Source organism: Bacillus sp. FSL R5-0512 (assembly GCF_038593295.1).
Classification (GTDB): Bacteria; Bacillota; Bacilli; order Bacillales; family Bacillaceae; genus Bacillus; species Bacillus safensis.
Genome location: NZ_CP151982.1, coordinates 2,670,908 through 2,686,503 on the forward strand (window position 1 = coordinate 2,670,908; position 15,596 = coordinate 2,686,503).

At 41.2% G+C, this 15,596-nt stretch carries 17 protein-coding genes and 1 other annotated feature; of the genes, 5 read left to right on the top strand and 12 right to left on the bottom strand.

All coding sequences use genetic code 11. The annotated features are described in order from the left end of the window. Positions 1–10 precede the first annotated feature (10 nt). The 3 genes from NSQ25_RS13700 to NSQ25_RS13710 all read right to left on the bottom strand — a co-directional run bounded on the left by NSQ25_RS13700 (position 11) and on the right by NSQ25_RS13710 (position 4,210). Entirely contained in the window at positions 11–913 is a 903-nt protein-coding gene (locus tag NSQ25_RS13700) for a dienelactone hydrolase family protein (RefSeq protein WP_326136135.1), read from the bottom strand. A gap of 130 nt (positions 914–1,043) precedes the next feature. Continuing rightward, a complete protein-coding gene (gene leuS, locus NSQ25_RS13705) occupies positions 1,044–3,458 on the bottom strand; it encodes a leucine--tRNA ligase (protein WP_046312139.1) in 2,415 nt (804 codons plus the stop codon). 97 nt (positions 3,459–3,555) lie between these two features. Next, positions 3,556–3,777, bottom strand: a binding site (T-box leader). 103 nt (positions 3,778–3,880) lie between these two features. Beyond that, the gene (locus tag NSQ25_RS13710) at positions 3,881–4,210 is read right to left on the bottom strand and encodes a DUF4257 domain-containing protein (protein WP_008343006.1); all 330 of its coding nucleotides are present in this window, start codon (positions 4,208–4,210) and stop codon (positions 3,881–3,883) included. 422 nt (positions 4,211–4,632) lie between these two features. On the opposite strand from NSQ25_RS13710, the gene NSQ25_RS13715 reads away from it, so the two are divergent. Beyond that, positions 4,633–5,436, top strand: coding sequence for an STAS domain-containing protein (locus tag NSQ25_RS13715; protein WP_024426208.1), 804 nt, complete (start codon positions 4,633–4,635; stop codon positions 5,434–5,436). Between the two features lie 86 nt (positions 5,437–5,522). Next, the gene (locus NSQ25_RS13720; protein ID WP_061109504.1) at positions 5,523–6,221 is read left to right on the top strand and encodes a hypothetical protein; all 699 of its coding nucleotides are present in this window, start codon (positions 5,523–5,525) and stop codon (positions 6,219–6,221) included. Between the two features lie 65 nt (positions 6,222–6,286). On the opposite strand, the gene NSQ25_RS13725 is transcribed toward NSQ25_RS13720, so the two are convergent. The 7 genes from NSQ25_RS13725 to NSQ25_RS13755 form a co-directional block, all read right to left on the bottom strand. After that, positions 6,287–7,597 (bottom strand): ABC transporter permease, encoded by a 1,311-nt coding sequence (locus tag NSQ25_RS13725; RefSeq protein WP_061109505.1) that lies wholly within the window; start codon positions 7,595–7,597, stop codon positions 6,287–6,289. After that, entirely contained in the window at positions 7,587–8,285 is a 699-nt protein-coding gene (locus NSQ25_RS13730; protein ID WP_024424897.1) for an ABC transporter ATP-binding protein, read from the bottom strand. Before NSQ25_RS13730 ends, NSQ25_RS13725 begins: the two co-directional genes overlap by 11 nt. Positions 8,286–8,306: 21 nt before the next feature. Beyond that, positions 8,307–9,293 carry an ABC transporter permease subunit gene (locus NSQ25_RS13735; protein WP_061109506.1) on the bottom strand — a complete coding sequence of 329 codons (987 nt, stop codon included), beginning with the start codon at positions 9,291–9,293 and terminating at the stop codon, positions 8,307–8,309. Next, complete coding sequence (locus NSQ25_RS13740) at positions 9,287–10,165, bottom strand: ABC transporter ATP-binding protein (protein WP_034279440.1); 879 nt, start codon at positions 10,163–10,165, stop codon at positions 9,287–9,289. Before NSQ25_RS13740 ends, NSQ25_RS13735 begins: the two co-directional genes overlap by 7 nt. Next, on the bottom strand, positions 10,158–10,550 hold the full coding sequence (locus NSQ25_RS13745) for a GntR family transcriptional regulator (protein ID WP_024426212.1): 393 nt from the start codon (positions 10,548–10,550) through the stop codon (positions 10,158–10,160). The genes NSQ25_RS13740 and NSQ25_RS13745 overlap by 8 nt, the downstream gene beginning before the upstream one ends. Before the next feature lie 17 nt (positions 10,551–10,567). Next, positions 10,568–10,747, bottom strand: a complete 180-nt coding sequence (locus NSQ25_RS13750) for a hypothetical protein (RefSeq protein WP_024426213.1) — start codon at positions 10,745–10,747, stop codon at positions 10,568–10,570. A 141-nt stretch (positions 10,748–10,888) separates the two neighbouring features. Further along, on the bottom strand, positions 10,889–11,164 hold the full coding sequence (locus NSQ25_RS13755; RefSeq protein ID WP_214755470.1) for a YtzC family protein: 276 nt from the start codon (positions 11,162–11,164) through the stop codon (positions 10,889–10,891). 152 nt (positions 11,165–11,316) lie between these two features. Between NSQ25_RS13755 and NSQ25_RS13760 the strand changes: the two genes are divergently transcribed. Further along, positions 11,317–12,282, top strand: coding sequence for a TIGR01212 family radical SAM protein (locus NSQ25_RS13760; protein ID WP_003217704.1), 966 nt, complete (start codon positions 11,317–11,319; stop codon positions 12,280–12,282). Next, positions 12,279–12,851: a class I SAM-dependent methyltransferase gene (locus NSQ25_RS13765; RefSeq protein WP_034279434.1), complete on the top strand. Its 573-nt coding sequence runs from the start codon at positions 12,279–12,281 to the stop codon at positions 12,849–12,851. The genes NSQ25_RS13760 and NSQ25_RS13765 overlap by 4 nt, the downstream gene beginning before the upstream one ends. A gap of 177 nt (positions 12,852–13,028) precedes the next feature. On the opposite strand, the gene NSQ25_RS13770 is transcribed toward NSQ25_RS13765, so the two are convergent. Together NSQ25_RS13770 and NSQ25_RS13775 are read right to left on the bottom strand one after the other, a co-directional pair. Next, positions 13,029–14,108 (bottom strand): tetraprenyl-beta-curcumene synthase family protein, encoded by a 1,080-nt coding sequence (locus tag NSQ25_RS13770; RefSeq protein WP_024424905.1) that lies wholly within the window; start codon positions 14,106–14,108, stop codon positions 13,029–13,031. Positions 14,109–14,138: 30 nt separating this feature from the next. Continuing rightward, positions 14,139–14,918: an alpha/beta hydrolase gene (locus NSQ25_RS13775; RefSeq protein WP_024424906.1), complete on the bottom strand. Its 780-nt coding sequence runs from the start codon at positions 14,916–14,918 to the stop codon at positions 14,139–14,141. Positions 14,919–14,963: 45 nt separating this feature from the next. Between NSQ25_RS13775 and NSQ25_RS13780 the strand changes: the two genes are divergently transcribed. Next, on the top strand, positions 14,964–15,479 hold the full coding sequence (locus NSQ25_RS13780; RefSeq protein ID WP_024426216.1) for a gamma carbonic anhydrase family protein: 516 nt from the start codon (positions 14,964–14,966) through the stop codon (positions 15,477–15,479). Positions 15,480–15,596 lie beyond the last annotated feature (117 nt).

The following is a 15,596-nucleotide window of genomic DNA, read 5'->3' on the forward strand; positions in this document are numbered from 1 at the left end:
CGTTTCTTGATTACAGCCACTTTTTCAAAAATCGTGTCGCCTCGTGACGCATAGCGGCTGTTTCAAAATGACCTGCATGAAGACGGGTAAGCTGATATCGTTCTTTCAATGAAGCAGCTTCATAGGTTTGACTCAATACCTTTTGAATCCTTTCAATGCCTTCAGCAGGCGTGAGCTGATCAAGTTTTCCAACTAAGCTTAAATGCGGTCTTGGAAAAATCATTTCTTGAATGTCCGCTGCTGTAAAATGCTTCGCCAAGCTCGGTACATAGTAATAAAAGCCATGTCTGTCCAAATTGTTCGTTTCAATTAATGTATGATGGTCCACCTGTGCACAAAGATCAATACACACACTGACCCTCTCATCAAGTGCAGCCGTCCACCAGGAAAGAAGACCGCCCATTGACATCCCAAAGACAGCTAACCTGTCCGCCAGCACATCAGATCGAGACAGCAAATAATCAATCGCACACATACTTTCATACAGCATCATGCCCCACATCACTTTTCCTGTTAAAAGCATTTCCTTAAAAATTTCACTTTCTGTTCTTCCTCTTCTCTCACCAAACCCTGCATGATCAATGGCCAGTACACTATATCCTTTAGACGTAAACTCTTTTGCATATGAAGGCGTTTGCAAATAATGAGCACCTTTTAACAGCTCGTCCTTCCCATTCACGTAATTCCCCCCATGTGAATGCTGGAACAGTACAACGGGTCTTTTTTTCACCGTATCCTTCGGTTTCACGAAATAAGCAGGGACTTCCTCTTCACCATTCATGGAGAGAATGAGAGTTTCCACTACATATGATTCACGTTCTTCCATTTTTAACGTATAAGCCTCCACGCGATGACGTTCTGGCATTTCTCCTAACAGACTGAGCAGTTGTTCACGTTTGCTTTCCTTTTCCATTGACGTCACTCCTCATTTTCTTGATCACCTGTTAAAATACGAGACCGATGCGGGAATCACCTTGTTTTCGACAAAATTATGTCCCGGGAAATAAAGAACACCCACCGGTTCATACCGATGGGTGTCATCATTAGTTCGCAACAATATTGACAAGCTTCCCAGGAACTGCAATCACTTTACGAATGGTTTTCCCTTCAAGCTGTTCTTTTACACGTACATCATTTTTCGCGAGCTCTTCTAACTGCTCCCTTGTTGCATCAGCAGGAACGGTTAATTTTGCTTTTACTTTACCGTTAAGCTGTACGACAATTTCTACTTCATCGTCGACAAGTTTTGACTCATCATATTGAGGCCATGCTTCATAAGAAATAGATCCTTCATGACCAAGTTTATTCCAAAGCTCTTCTGCTAAATGCGGTGCAATTGGAGAAAGAAGCTTTACAAAGCCTTCTGCATATTCTTTCGGCAGTGTATCAGCTTTATAGGCATCGTTGATAAACACCATTAATTGTGAAATGCCTGTATTGAAACGCAAGCCTTCATAATGATCCGTTACCTTCATGACTGTTTCATGATAGCTGCGTTCTAATGCGCCGCCAGATTGCTCTGTCACTTTATCACTGAGTGAGCCATCTTCATTTGTAAAGAGACGCCATACACGATCAAGGAAACGACGAGCGCCATCAAGTCCTGTTTCAGACCAAGCAATTGACGCATCTAAAGGTCCCATGAACATTTCATAAAGTCGTAATGTATCCGCACCATGAGATTCTACGATATCATCCGGGTTGACCACATTTCCTTTTGATTTACTCATTTTTTCATTGTTTTCCCCAAGAATCATACCTTGATTGAACAATTTCATGAAAGGTTCTTTTGTTGGAACAACACCGATATCATACAAGAACTTATGCCAGAAGCGTGCATATAGAAGATGCAGTACAGCGTGTTCTGCTCCGCCGATATACACATCAACTGGAAGCCATTTCTTCAGCTTCTCAGGAGAGGCAAGCTCTTCTGTGTTATGAGGATCAATATAACGTAAGAAATACCAGCAGCTGCCTGCCCATTGCGGCATTGTATTCGTTTCGCGGCGGCCTTTTTTACCTGTAACAGGATCTACAACCTCAACCCAGTCTTTAATATTGGCTAATGGTGATTCACCTGTACCACTTGGCTTAATCTCTGTCGTCTTAGGCAAGATCAGTGGAAGCTCTTCTTCTGAAACAGCTGAAGATGTTCCGTCCTCCCAATGAATGATTGGAATCGGCTCACCCCAGTAGCGCTGACGGCTGAACAGCCAGTCTCTTAAACGATATGTGACTTTCTTTTCACCTTTTTGATGTTCTTCAAGCCATGCAATCGCTTTTTCAATCGCTTCTTCTTTTCCTAAGCCATTTAGGAAATCAGAGTTAATGTGCTTTCCATCACCTGTGTAGGCTTCTTTCTCAATGTCTCCGCCTTCTACAACTTCTTTAATTGGAAGATCAAAGGTTTTGGCGAATTCATAGTCACGTTCATCATGGGCCGGAACCGCCATAATGGCTCCAGTTCCATAAGTCGCCAGCACGTAATCGGCAATCCAGATCGGCATCTTTTCACCATTTAAAGGATTGATGGCATACGCTCCTGTGAAAATACCTGTCTTCGTTTTAGCAAGATCTGTCCGCTCTAAGTCACTCTTTGATTGAATCTCTTTGATATACGCTTCGACAGCTTCTTTTTGAGCATCTGATGTAATTTTTTCAACAAGTGCATGCTCTGGTGCAAGCACTGCATATGTTGCGCCAAATAGTGTATCAGGACGCGTTGTGAAAACCGTAAACTGTTCGTCATGTCCTTCTACTTCAAAATGAACGTGCGCACCTTCAGAGCGTCCGATCCAGTTACGCTGCATATCTTTGATGCTTTCAGGCCAATCAATGTCCTCTAAATCTTCTAACAGCCTGTCCGCATATGCTGTAATCTTTAGCATCCACTGCTTCATAGGACGTCTTTCAACAGGATGCCCTCCGCGTTCACTTTTTCCATCAATGACTTCTTCATTTGCAAGCACTGTGCCAAGCGCTGGGCACCAGTTCACTGGTACTTCATCGATATAGGCCAATCCTTTTTCGTACAATTTTAAGAAAATCCATTGTGTCCATTTGTAGTAATTCGGATCTGTCGTGTTGATTTCTCGATCCCAATCATACGAGAACCCTAGTGATTGAATTTGGCGGCGGAAGTTATTGATGTTCTCTTCTGTAAAAGCCGCCGGATCATTTCCTGTATCAAGTGCATACTGTTCTGCTGGGAGACCAAATGCGTCCCATCCCATTGGATGAAGAACATCATATCCCTGCATGCGTTTCATGCGTGATAAAATATCCGTTGCTGTATAGCCCTCAGGGTGCCCGACATGAAGCCCTGCTCCTGATGGATATGGAAACATATCAAGTGCATAAAACTTCGGTTTATCTTCCGAGTCAGATGTGGCGAATGTTTTATGTGTCAGCCAATAATCCTGCCACTTCTTTTCAATTTCCCGATGCTGAAAACTCAATGTGAAAACCTCCTTTAATATGTACGGCTTTATCTGCTTAGATGGCCACTGCAAGAATTCAGATTTTTCTAAAATCAACAAAAAACCCTCATCCCTGGAAAGGGACGAGAGATTTTTTGGTTCCCGCGGTACCACCCTTGTTAGCGTAACATGCTGTTCGTACGCTCACTTAATATCTTTAACGCAGACATGCGACAGAAGCTTTAACGCAACTGCAACTCTGAGGCGAGTTCAGAAGCAGATTTGATTGACTTTCACCAGCCGTCAATTCTCTAAAGACAAATACTGCTTTCCTACTACTCCTCTTCACTGTTCTTATCGTAACCGTCATCTAAGTAGTATTTTATAGAATTATGATCATAAGTGCAAGCAGGTTTGTATACAATGGGAATGTACCCTAGACTAGGGTAAAGTAGAGGATATTATTCGTGTGGAGATCGGTTATGACGGTTGGAGCCTGCATCCTGTGAACGTTCTTCTCTCACAAAATCGAAGCTTCGCAGAACTGCTTCTCCTCCGTAACCTGAAATAATGGATAAGATGATCAAGTGCAGACTAGATTCGGGATTTGAGGATAAGACAAGCAGTGTAGCGGCAATCATCCCAACGAGCCAATCTTCAATAAACCCTAAGTAAATAAACTTTTTTGTCATTCTGGGCTTCTCTAGCCTGCCTTTTTTCTTTACGTGACCGAGAATGCCCATGACCCCTCCAATGGCGCAAGCAATAATGACTTGTTGCAGCATTTTCATCACCTTCCTAAAGCCCTTAGAATAGTAAAGCGACTTCAGGCTGTCCAGCCCCCTGTAATGCCATTCTGCTGTTCCGTCATAATCCATGTAAAAGGTCTATTCTCTCTAACGAAGAAAAAAAGCTTGTTTCTTCCATTATATGTGAATGACCTAAAAACAATCTTGATGCATTGGAATCATTTTTACCTAATCCATATTAACTATTTTTGTCATTTTATGAATGATGAGTAATTGATTCCTTCTTTTTCTAATGAAAAGTCTCCTTACTTACTCTATTCTAATGGAGGACAAACTATGATGACAAATTTAACAAAGCGTTTGCAATCGTTGAAACAGAACATATGTTATGTTACGTTTAAAAGGATTCATTTGGTTGAAAAGACAACCATTTGATATGTCTTATAGCAGCAAAGGAGGGTAATATGGTCAGCTCGAACATTTTCGGCTTGCAAAAACAGCTTGAACTCATCAAAAAAGCGCTGGATCATGCGCGGATCGGTGTTGTCATTACAGACCCTTCCTTAGAGGATAACCCTATCGTTTATGTGAATCACGGCTTTACACAAATGACTGGATACAAACCAGATGAAATTCTTGGTCGTAATTGTCGATTCCTTCAAGGAAAAGACACGGATCAAAAGCAGCTTGCTTTAATTCGTCATGGAATTCAAAACAAAACACCTATTACCACACAGCTAAAAAATTATAAAAAAGACGGCACTTTTTTTTGGAATGAACTCAATATAGATCCTCTATACATTGAACAAGATGACAAAACATTTTTCATTGGTTTTCAAAAGGATATTACGAAACAGAAAGAATATGAACAGCTCCTAGAAGATTCCTTACAGGAAGTCACCTCTCTTTCGACGCCAATCGTCCCAATTAAAAATGGTGTATCTGCTCTTCCGCTTATCGGAAAATTATCTGAAGAACGCTTTGATGCTATTGTCGCTAAGTTAACCTGTATATTAGATGATTCAAAGGATGATTATTTAATTGTCGACCTTTCTGGTTTAATCGAGGTCGATGATTCCGTCGCAGCACGTATTTTCAAACTGCATCATCTTCTCAATCTAACTGGAACCGAACTGATCATCACTGGGATTAAGCCGCAGCTTGCGCTGAAAATGAAAGACCTGGATACAGATTTCCAGAATACGATCACTTATTTGACAGTAAAAGAAGCCATAAAAGGATTACCATTAGCTGAAAACCCTGTGTAAACAGGGTTTTTTTAATTGAACCGCTCCCCAAAATGGAAAAATGAGGTATGATAGGTGTAAATAGCAATTTAGGGGGGCTGTTAGATATGCTGTTACTCATATTAGGTCTTTTATGTGTTTGTTTTGCCATCGGATATGCTGTCAATTTCTTCTTACTCAAACACCAGAACGAGCTGATTTTTTCAAAGAAACTTTTTTATCCTTTTTTGATCATTGGTCTCTTCTTTTCCATTATGTCATTACCGCTTACTGCTGGAAATGCGCCAAAGGCACAAGCCGATCCATCTTCCGAACAGCTGTTAAAGGATCAAAAGGAACTCTCATCTGACATTTCGCGCTTAAAAGCTGATAAAGAGTCGCTTACCTCCTCTTTAGAAGATGCGGAGAAGGAAAAAGAAAAGCTGGAAAAAAAGCTAGAAACCATCACCTCAGAAAAAGAAACGGTCAAACAGCAAGAAAAGACCATTCAATCGCTTGAAGAGAAAATAGACAAGCTCACCTCCAGCAATGAAACACTCAAACAAGAAATCAAGAATAGTAGCAGCGATACGAGTTCTTCCACCGTCCAGCGCTCCGCACCTAAAGATGAAGGAAAAAGCACAGGCGGTCATGAATCACAAAAGGAAACAAAAAAAGAATCGGCTGCCTGTAACATTAAAGGGAGTGTCAACGGTATTTACCACACACCAAGCAGCAGATACTACTCTAGAACAAAGAATGTAACCAAAATGTTCTGCTCAGTAGAAGAAGCAGAGCGTGCCGGATACAGGGCACCTAAGCAATAGCGATGTTTAATTAAGATAAAAAAGAACCTCCTGAGCACCCAATCGGGTTTACAGGAGGTTCTTTTTTAGATTTCTCTTCTTAAAGCTGCTAATACATTCGTTTTTGTTGCCTTACGTGCCGGGTTAAGCCCTGAGATGATCGCTACCCCTGCGCTGATCACTGTCGCTGTAATGACAAGGCTGAGTGGAATATAGGAAAAAGTAATCGAGAATTGATCGCTTGATCCTCCCTCAGACATGGACGACAAAATGGCTGGGATGATTAAATTAACGGCGAAACTAATCAAATATGAGATGATAATACCGATGATTGATCCGATTACTCCAATATAAGCACTTTCCATTAGGAACATCCGCTTGATAATGGATGGATTCGCGCCAATGGCTTTCATAATCCCAATCTCTTGTGTTCGCTCTGTTACCGCCATGGTCATCGTATTGAAAATTCCGATGGCAGAAATAATGACTGCAATACATCCGACAAAAATGAGTCCAATTTTGAAGACCGTAAAGAACATATCCATTCCTTCAAGCTGGTTCGTCACAGAGATGACTTGATAGCCCTCATCTGTCAGTTTATTCGTGAGCGTACCGACATTGTCGAATTTATCTGCATAAACAGAGGTCATTTTCTCGACATTTCCTGCTTCAGGAGACAGGTCGAGTATTTGACCAAATTCTTTTTCATAAGCATTCGGAATCAGAATTTTATGATCCTCCTGCCACTCCAAATTCGGCTTTTTCAAAACGCCTACTACACGGAAATCAAATGTTTTTTCTTTAACGACTTCACCTTCTTCATTTAGTTTTGGCACTTTGATTTGAATCACTTTATTTAAAATATCCTTCGTGTAGCCTTTTGGCTCCTTCGGTGTTTCTTCCCCATTTGACGTCTGGTTTAATTCTTTTTCATAGGCTTCGCGTTCTTTTTTTGTCCACAGTTGCTGCGCCATATGATACCCAACCACAATTTCGTTCGCTGATGTTGGGACTTTTCCTCGGTCTAGTTCAAGACCTGCTTCTTTTTCTTCTTTCATATCAGTCAAAGCAGCCTGCGTTTCACTTGAACGGTTATCGAGCTCGACGTTAATCGAAGGATTGATTGCCGTTCTTGAGACGACAGATTTCACATGATCATATTTCTTTAAATCATCAATCTTAACGTCTCCTTTTTCTTTTCCTAACACTTTAATTTCTGTGATGATTTGCTGCTTCATAATTTCATCTTGAGCTGATTTTTGCAAACCAAAACCGACAGACGCTAGAACGATTAAGAAAGAGCATGCCATTGTCGTCGCAAGAATGGTCATAAACACACGCAATCTATTTTTCTTCATATTTCTTCTAATGAATTTGACCTGATCTCTAAATTTCAATGGATTGTTCCCCTTTCTTTAATACACCGTCGTGAAGCTGGAACGTTGTGTCTGCGATTGAAGCGACTTCATCGTCATGTGTAATGATGACAAATGTAATTCCTTTTTCGCGATTGAGCTGCTGGATAAAGGCTAAAATTTCTCCTTCAGTTTCTGAATCCAGACTGCCTGTTGGTTCATCTGCTAAAATAATTGATGGATTTAAAATCAAGGCTCTTGCAATACTCACACGCTGCTGCTGTCCGCCTGACAGCTCATTTGGGTAATGTCCTGCGTGATGTTCAAGTCCTACTCGTTTCAGCATTTCTTTTACTTTCGCCTTTCGTTCAGACGGCTTCACTCCTTTTAAAGTGAGCGGAAGTTCAACATTCTCATACGTTGTTAAGCTCCCGATCAACTGAAAGCTTTGAAAGATAAAGCCAAAGTGATCTAAGCGAAAGTCTGCCCATTCTTTTTCATTAAAGCCGGTCACATCGGTGCCATCAATGACAATTTTTCCGCTCGTTGGCGTAATATAGCCTGATATTAAGTTCAATAAAGTCGATTTCCCCGAACCACTTCGTCCAACAATACAAGCAATATCGCCTCTTTTGATGGACAGGTCAATCCCTTTCAGCACAGGAATTTCATTTTCCCTGCCCTTTTTACCAATTTTAAATACATGATCTAATGCTTGAATCTGAATCATCTCTACTCCCCTGCTCTCTGTTTATCTTTTTCGATAGATTAAGAAATAACTCGTTAAGGCGCCTACGACTCCACCGATGAGCATGCCAACGATATAACCAAATATGGAATTATCTGAAGAAAAACCAAACCATCCAAACCCTAGAACACCGAAGACGATGACCATAATCTGAATAGGTCTATCCATACTTGAGTAAAGGAAGAAGCGGCCATTTCTTTCAATTGGATGTTTTATAAAGCTAATTAAGCCAATTAGATAAAACAGAACCACCATGACAATAGGTATAATGATTTTTTCGCCTGAGAACCAAAGAGGATAATCAGATCGGAAAGGTTCATCTATAATATAGTTGATTGGAGATATAGGCGATATCAAATAAGCGAAGCTCTTATCTAACCAACTCCCACTTGTCTTGATGATAAAATCTACATGAACAAGCGGTAATCCGATCACTAAAAAGGGTAAAATAGCTGTGCTGAACCCAACGATTGCTTGCGCAATGGAACTTCCGGTTAAAGTACCCGCTGCAAAAAATAAACTATAAAACATCAAGGAGGACACAAGCGAAATGATATAAACGCTATGAAAGCCAGGTGTCTCTAGTGGGTTAAGTCCTAAAATAAGTAAATAAGTAAGAACATAAGAAACGGCATGAGCGACTGCTATGATTCCAGCACCTAAGAAAAACTTTGTGTGATAGATTGTACTTCTGCTAAATGGCAAGGATAAGGTAAAATCCATCTGCCCTTTATTTCTCTCAAATCCAAGCTGCATGACAGCAAAGAAAATTCCCATTAGCCATGAAAGGGAGAGGAAAGGATCCGTCTTAAAGATATAAGAAAAACGTGGTGCATCCGTAATACATTCTGTATCGTTTAGGCACGTTTGAAAAGACGAATATTCCATTAAGAATGCAAAGGGCGTCGCAAGCGCAGCAACAATCATCACTAAAATGAATGTCAGCTCTGATTGCTTCCACTCCTTATATAATAATTGCCGCTTTACCATCTGCGTTTCCCTCCAAACTTCGCAATGAATACTTCTTCTAAATTCACAGGCAGTTCATGCCATACTTTTGGCTTCAGTGACTTCAAGTACTCTTTAGCTTCTTCGTCGGTTTTTAGAACAAGCGCTGTATAGAAAACGCCCGCTTGATCCAAAATCGCAACGCCATTTTTTCGAATACTTAAATTCACATCTTCTTCAAAAGCCATTTGGATTTTGACATAGTCATTCTTTAATTCATCTAAATCCATGACACTTGTGAGCTGATTTCCTTCTAAAAATCCAATTCGATTACACATGCGTTCAATGTCCTCTAAGCGGTGAGATGTAATTAAAATCGTTGTTTGTCGTTCTGCCACCTCGTCAATCATCAGCTGAAGAACGTCATTTCTTGTGACGGCATCAATTCCATCAGTTGGCTCATCTAATAAAATGACAGCTGGTTTGATGGCAAAGCTTAAAATTAATGACAGCTGTTTCTTTAACCCTGTCGACAATTCACGATACTTTACCTTTTCCGGAATTTCATAGCGGTTCACAAGCTCATTTGCATAGGTCACATCAAACTTTGGATATATATGCTTTAACAGCTGGACAAGCTGTCCGTAATTGTATCTGTCAAAGTAAGGATTCACGACCGGCATGAATACAATATTTTGCTTTACTAAAGGGTGGTCTTTCACCAGTACGTCTTTAAAATAAATCTCTCCTTCATCTGGAAGAAGAATTTGCTGAATCAATCTGAGAAGTGTTGTTTTCCCAGAGCCATTCCGGCCAAGCAGACCGAAGATCTCACCTTCGCCTATTTTGAAGGAAACGTCGCTGAGTACTTCGCGTCCATTTAATTTCTTTGATACATTTCTAACCTCAATCAACTTGTTTTCCTCCTTTTAAACTTGAGCCGATCTCTTCCAGCCATTCCTTGAGCTGATGAATATCAATACCAGCATGATGAGCTTCTATGATGAGTTGTCTTAACTGTTCTTTCATCTGGAGCACCTTCCCTTCATTCAGCTTTAACTGAGCACCTTCTGTTACATACGTACCGCGGCCCCGCAGAGTTTCAATAATCCCTTCCCGCTCTAGCTCTTTATACGCTTTACTGACGGTGTTTGGGTTGGCAATGATAATGGTGGCGAGCTCTCTGACAGAGGGCAGTTTGTCACCTGGCTTCATCACGCCTTTTAAACATAAAATTTTGAGCTGCTCAATGATTTGTTCATATATTGGCGCAGCGCTTCTTGGATCTATTTGAATCATGATGACTCCCTCTTTCCTCATTCATGCTTTTGCAGTCCTATTGCTTGTTCATGTCCTTGCATTAAAGGAACTGAATTGGGTATCAAATCTTTTTGAACTTCAAAACCAATGAAAACAAGAACGAAAAAAAATGTACATGCTAACGCAACAGCCAGCACCATCCACTTCAAATTAATTGGGTTTTTTTCTTTTTTCATGGTTGAACACCTTTCTTCACTTTAAGTGTCTATAGTGTATTAGTTGATGTAGTACACTTAATACAATATAGACACCCAGCATAAAAGTCAATAACTTATTAAGAAAATAAAAAACAGACCCTTAAAAGAAGGATCTGTTCATCATTCATTATCGTAAGAAATCCCTAAAATCATTTGATTTTGCAAGCTCTGAATTTGAACACGCGCCCTGTCTAATCGTTCTCTTTGCTGGTCATTGGCGACATCTTTTATTTTTTCTAATTCGTTGACCGTATTTTCAAGCATGAGCTGTGCTTTAGAAAACTCTTCCTCATTATAATGTTCCTGACGTGAGCTCAAATCAAATTGTTCACTTGCAAACTCAAGGGTTTCCGTACTTTTTTGGATAAATTCATCGATCGACTGCCTTGTTGCCATCTTACATTCCCTCCATTTCATCATCGCTCCCGCCTATTTTGCCCATGTAAAGCTTTTTCACTAAAGAAAATGTTGGACAGATTCAATTGTCCTCCTTCGTGATTTTTGTTAAACTTTAAGGATGCCTATTATTATGCAAGGAGGTTACTGACTTGGATCAGCATAACCCTTTTTTATATTCAAACAGCGAAAAACGTTATCACACATGGAACTACCATTTGCGTGAACACTTTGGTCATAAAGTATTTAAAGTAGCCTTAGACGGCGGCTTTGACTGCCCAAACCGTGATGGTACTGTAGCCCACGGCGGCTGTACATTTTGCAGTGCCGCTGGATCTGGTGATTTTGCAGGAAACCGGGCTGATGATCTCATCACTCAATTTAACGAAATCAAAGACCGGATGCATACAAAATGGAAAGACGGAAAATACATGGCGTATTTCCAGGCGTATACAAACACACACGCCCCGCTTCCTGTCCTAAAAGAAAAATTTGAAACCGTCATGAATCTAGATGGTGTCGTAGGTCTATCCATTGCAACAAGACCTGACTGTCTGCCGGATGACGTAGTGGAGTATTTAGCCGAATTAAACGAACGCACTTACCTATGGGTAGAGCTTGGTCTTCAAACGGTACACGAACGGACAGCTATGCTCATTAACCGTGCTCATGATTATGAATGCTACGTTGAAGGTGTAGAAAAACTGAGAAAACACGGAATTCGTGTCTGCTCACATATCATCAATGGATTGCCTCTTGAAAACCGAGACATGATGATGGAAACAGCAAAAGCTGTTGCGGATTTAGATGTGCAGGGAATTAAAATTCATTTGCTTCACCTTTTAAAAGGGACTCCAATGGTCAAGCAATATGAAAAAGGAAAGCTTGAGTTTTTAAGCCAGGAGGAATATGTTCAGCTTGTTTGTGATCAGCTGGAGATTCTGCCGCCAGAAATGATTATTCACCGTATTACAGGGGACGGCCCAATTGAATTAATGGTTGGTCCAATGTGGAGTGTTAACAAGTGGGAAGTGCTCAATGCCATTAATGCTGAGCTCGAAAGACGTAACAGCTACCAAGGGAAACGTTTCGTCAGATTGGAAGAAGCAGCCAAATGATTTTGAAACGCATGCTTCCTTTTAGTAAAGAGCTGTTAGAACGCGCTTGTCAAAAAGGCGACATCGTCATAGATGCAACAATGGGCAACGGCCATGATACACTCTATTTAGCGGACCTTGTAGGAACTGAAGGTCAAGTGTTTGCATTCGACGTGCAAGAGGAAGCCTTGCAGCAGACAAGCAAAAGGCTTGGCGGTCAATATCCTTACGTTCACCTCATCCATGATGGACATGAAAAACTGGCGGATCATCTTCCGAAGGATGTTTATGGACATATATCTGGTGCAGTGTTTAACCTTGGGTATCTGCCAGGAGGCGATAAAGCCGTCACCACTCAGGCTCATACAACCATTGAAGCCATCAAGCAGCTCCTCGAATGGCTCAAACCCGGAGGACTGATCGTCCTTGTGATCTACCATGGACATCCCGAAGGTAAAAGAGAAAAAGAAGTGCTACTCGAATATTGCAGATCACTCCCTCATGAAGAGGTACAAGTTTTATCATATCAATACATGAATATTCAAAACGACCCGCCTTTTGTGGTCGCCATTGAAAAAAAGCTAAAATGATGTGCATTTTAGCTTTTTTCTTCTTTTCAGCGTGATAGAAAACCTTTGCAGTCTAGGAACGGGCGAGCACCGGAACGGACGAATTTGACATTCGTGAGTACCGGCGCGCAGACCTGACACCGAATGCGAGGGTTTGTCTACACGCTGAAGCTCAAATCCTAATGGATTTGAGCTTTTTTATGATGATTTCATCCAAGGCATTTTCTGATAGGTCCGATAGGCTCTTCCGTTAATATAGAAAAAGAACGATGTTTTCCCGCTTGATTTGATCAGTCTTTTTGCCAGCTTGTTCATCTCTTTTTGGGCTGTCACTTTTTCATCGGACAAATAGACCGCCAGTAATCCTCTGTTAATCAATTTGTGAAAGTTTTCATGCGGAATGCCTTTCAGCTGCTCATCCGCTTTTTCAATAAAATGCTGAAGTCTATCCATCATCTCATGATGAGAATCATAGTATGAGCAAAAGTTCAGATCTCCCCCAAGCCTGTCCTCTTCTTGGTCTATTAAATAATCGAGTAAAATGTGCAGACCTTGAATATAAGGGAAATAGCTTTCGTAAATTTGCTTCGCCTGCTTTTCTGTAAAATCAGGCTGCAGCGCATACGCCACAAGACAGAATATCCCTAACGTTGATCCCGCACAAGCTGAAAACTCATACCATTCCATCTTCGGCAAATCTTTTTCATACTGGCGGAACCATGACTCTAGCCGTGGTACACGCTCATGGGGAACAACGTGCTTATGTACTTGCAGGTCACTATAGTAATCACACAGCGTGTGTAAATATGGCTGAATGATCGGATAATGTCGAACACGCGTAAGCACATCTTGACATGTGCGGACAAGCGCATGTAAATATCCATGATCCTCTTGATCATCACGGAATTGATAGTATGGCTTGAGCTCAGCATGAATATCAAGCGCATCTCTCATCGCTTGATGCAGCATATGGAAATCCTTTGGATCAAGCGACGTGCTGCGGTCACAAAGGTTATCTAAGTAATCACTGATGGTTTGATACGCCACAATGAATTCAATGCACGTTTCTTTCTCTTCACCTGCCAGAAGAGATAAAATACCTCCGCCTTCACAGTGAAACGTTTTACTCGATATGCTCGCTAGTGCCTGCGTTCTCAGTTCTTCATTTTCAATCATTTCGGCATGAGCCCGCCACTTTTTCAGCTCCTGATGAACAAGCGGAAAAATATCTTTATACACCTTTGTCATCAGTGCAAAAGGACGCTCTGGTACTGACAAATCACTCCACCCCCAACTTAAAGCTCACAATCAAATATATTGATCTGTAAAGGCTCTTGCCGCCTTAAACACATCTTCTCTTTCTGGTTCATTAAAAATTTCGTGATACAGCTCTTCCCATTCACGGTATGATTTATTGGTTGATTCTATGCCATTGAACCATTTAATCACCCTCGTTTTATCCACGATCTTATCATCGCCCGCCTGCATTAAAAGGAGCGGGATCGATTTAAAGACATTCGTCGGCTGCATCGCCGCATCGATATTTTTGATCAGCTCTCGATACCAGCGAACCGACACCTTTGTTACGTAAAGAGAATCATTTGAGTCTGCCTCAATGACCGCCTGATTTCGTGTGGCTAGTTCAATCGACAGCCCTGACTCCACTTTAAAAGACGGTGCCAGCACATTTAGACCTTTTGACGCAAAATCCATCAGCTTCTTCGGTTTAAATTGCAGACCTAAACAAGGTGATGATAAAATAAGGCCATTCAACTTCGTATGGGTATACTGCTTCATCCACTCAATTGAAATGAGTCCACCCATACTGTGTCCAAGTAAAAAAGTAGGAAGCCTGAATGATTTCGCATGCTCGATCCATTCATCGACTGTATCAATGTATTCTTGAAACGAACGAATGTGGCCTCGCGCACGTGTCGATGTGCCTTGCCCAGGCAAATCACCCATAACGACGTGATAGCCTGCATTCCGCCACATTTCAATCAGCCATTTATATCGGCCGTGATATTCACTCGCACCATGTACAATGACAATTGTACCAACTGGTCTTTCAGCATGCCAAGTCCACAAAGTAAACACCTCACAAATGTTGTATTAAGAAAGGAAGTCGAAAAAGTGATTTATCCATATCATCAGTTTACACCTGAGATTCATGAATCGGTCTTTGTCGCAGATAACGCCACCATTACCGGTGATGTCACAATTGGAGAATATTCGAGCGTGTGGTTCCAAACCGTCATCAGAGGCGATGTTGCACCTGTGAGAATTGGAAAGAACGTCAACATTCAAGATTTATCGTGCCTGCATCAAAGTCCTGGAAAAACACTTCTTATTGAAGATGGTGCTACCATTGGACACCAAGTCACATTACATAGCTCAATCATTCGAAAAAATGCCCTCATTGGCATGGGGTCTATCATTCTCGATGGTGCGGAGATTGGCGAAGGCGCCTTTATCGGTGCAGGAAGTCTTGTCCCTCAAGGAAAGGTCATCCCAAAAGGATCACTCGCTTTTGGCCGTCCAGCCAAAGTCGTTCGGCTGTTAACAGATGAAGATATCCAAGACATGGACCGAATCCGCAGAGAATATGTAGAAAAAGGACAATACTATCGTTCCCTTTTATCTCGTTAACATCATACGTGTATCTTCACTTTATCATGTTTTTTTCAGGATATTAAGCAATAACTATGAACCGCTTGTTATTTTACCCTTTTCCGCCACTTTCTATCATGACAAAAAAGGTTTTCA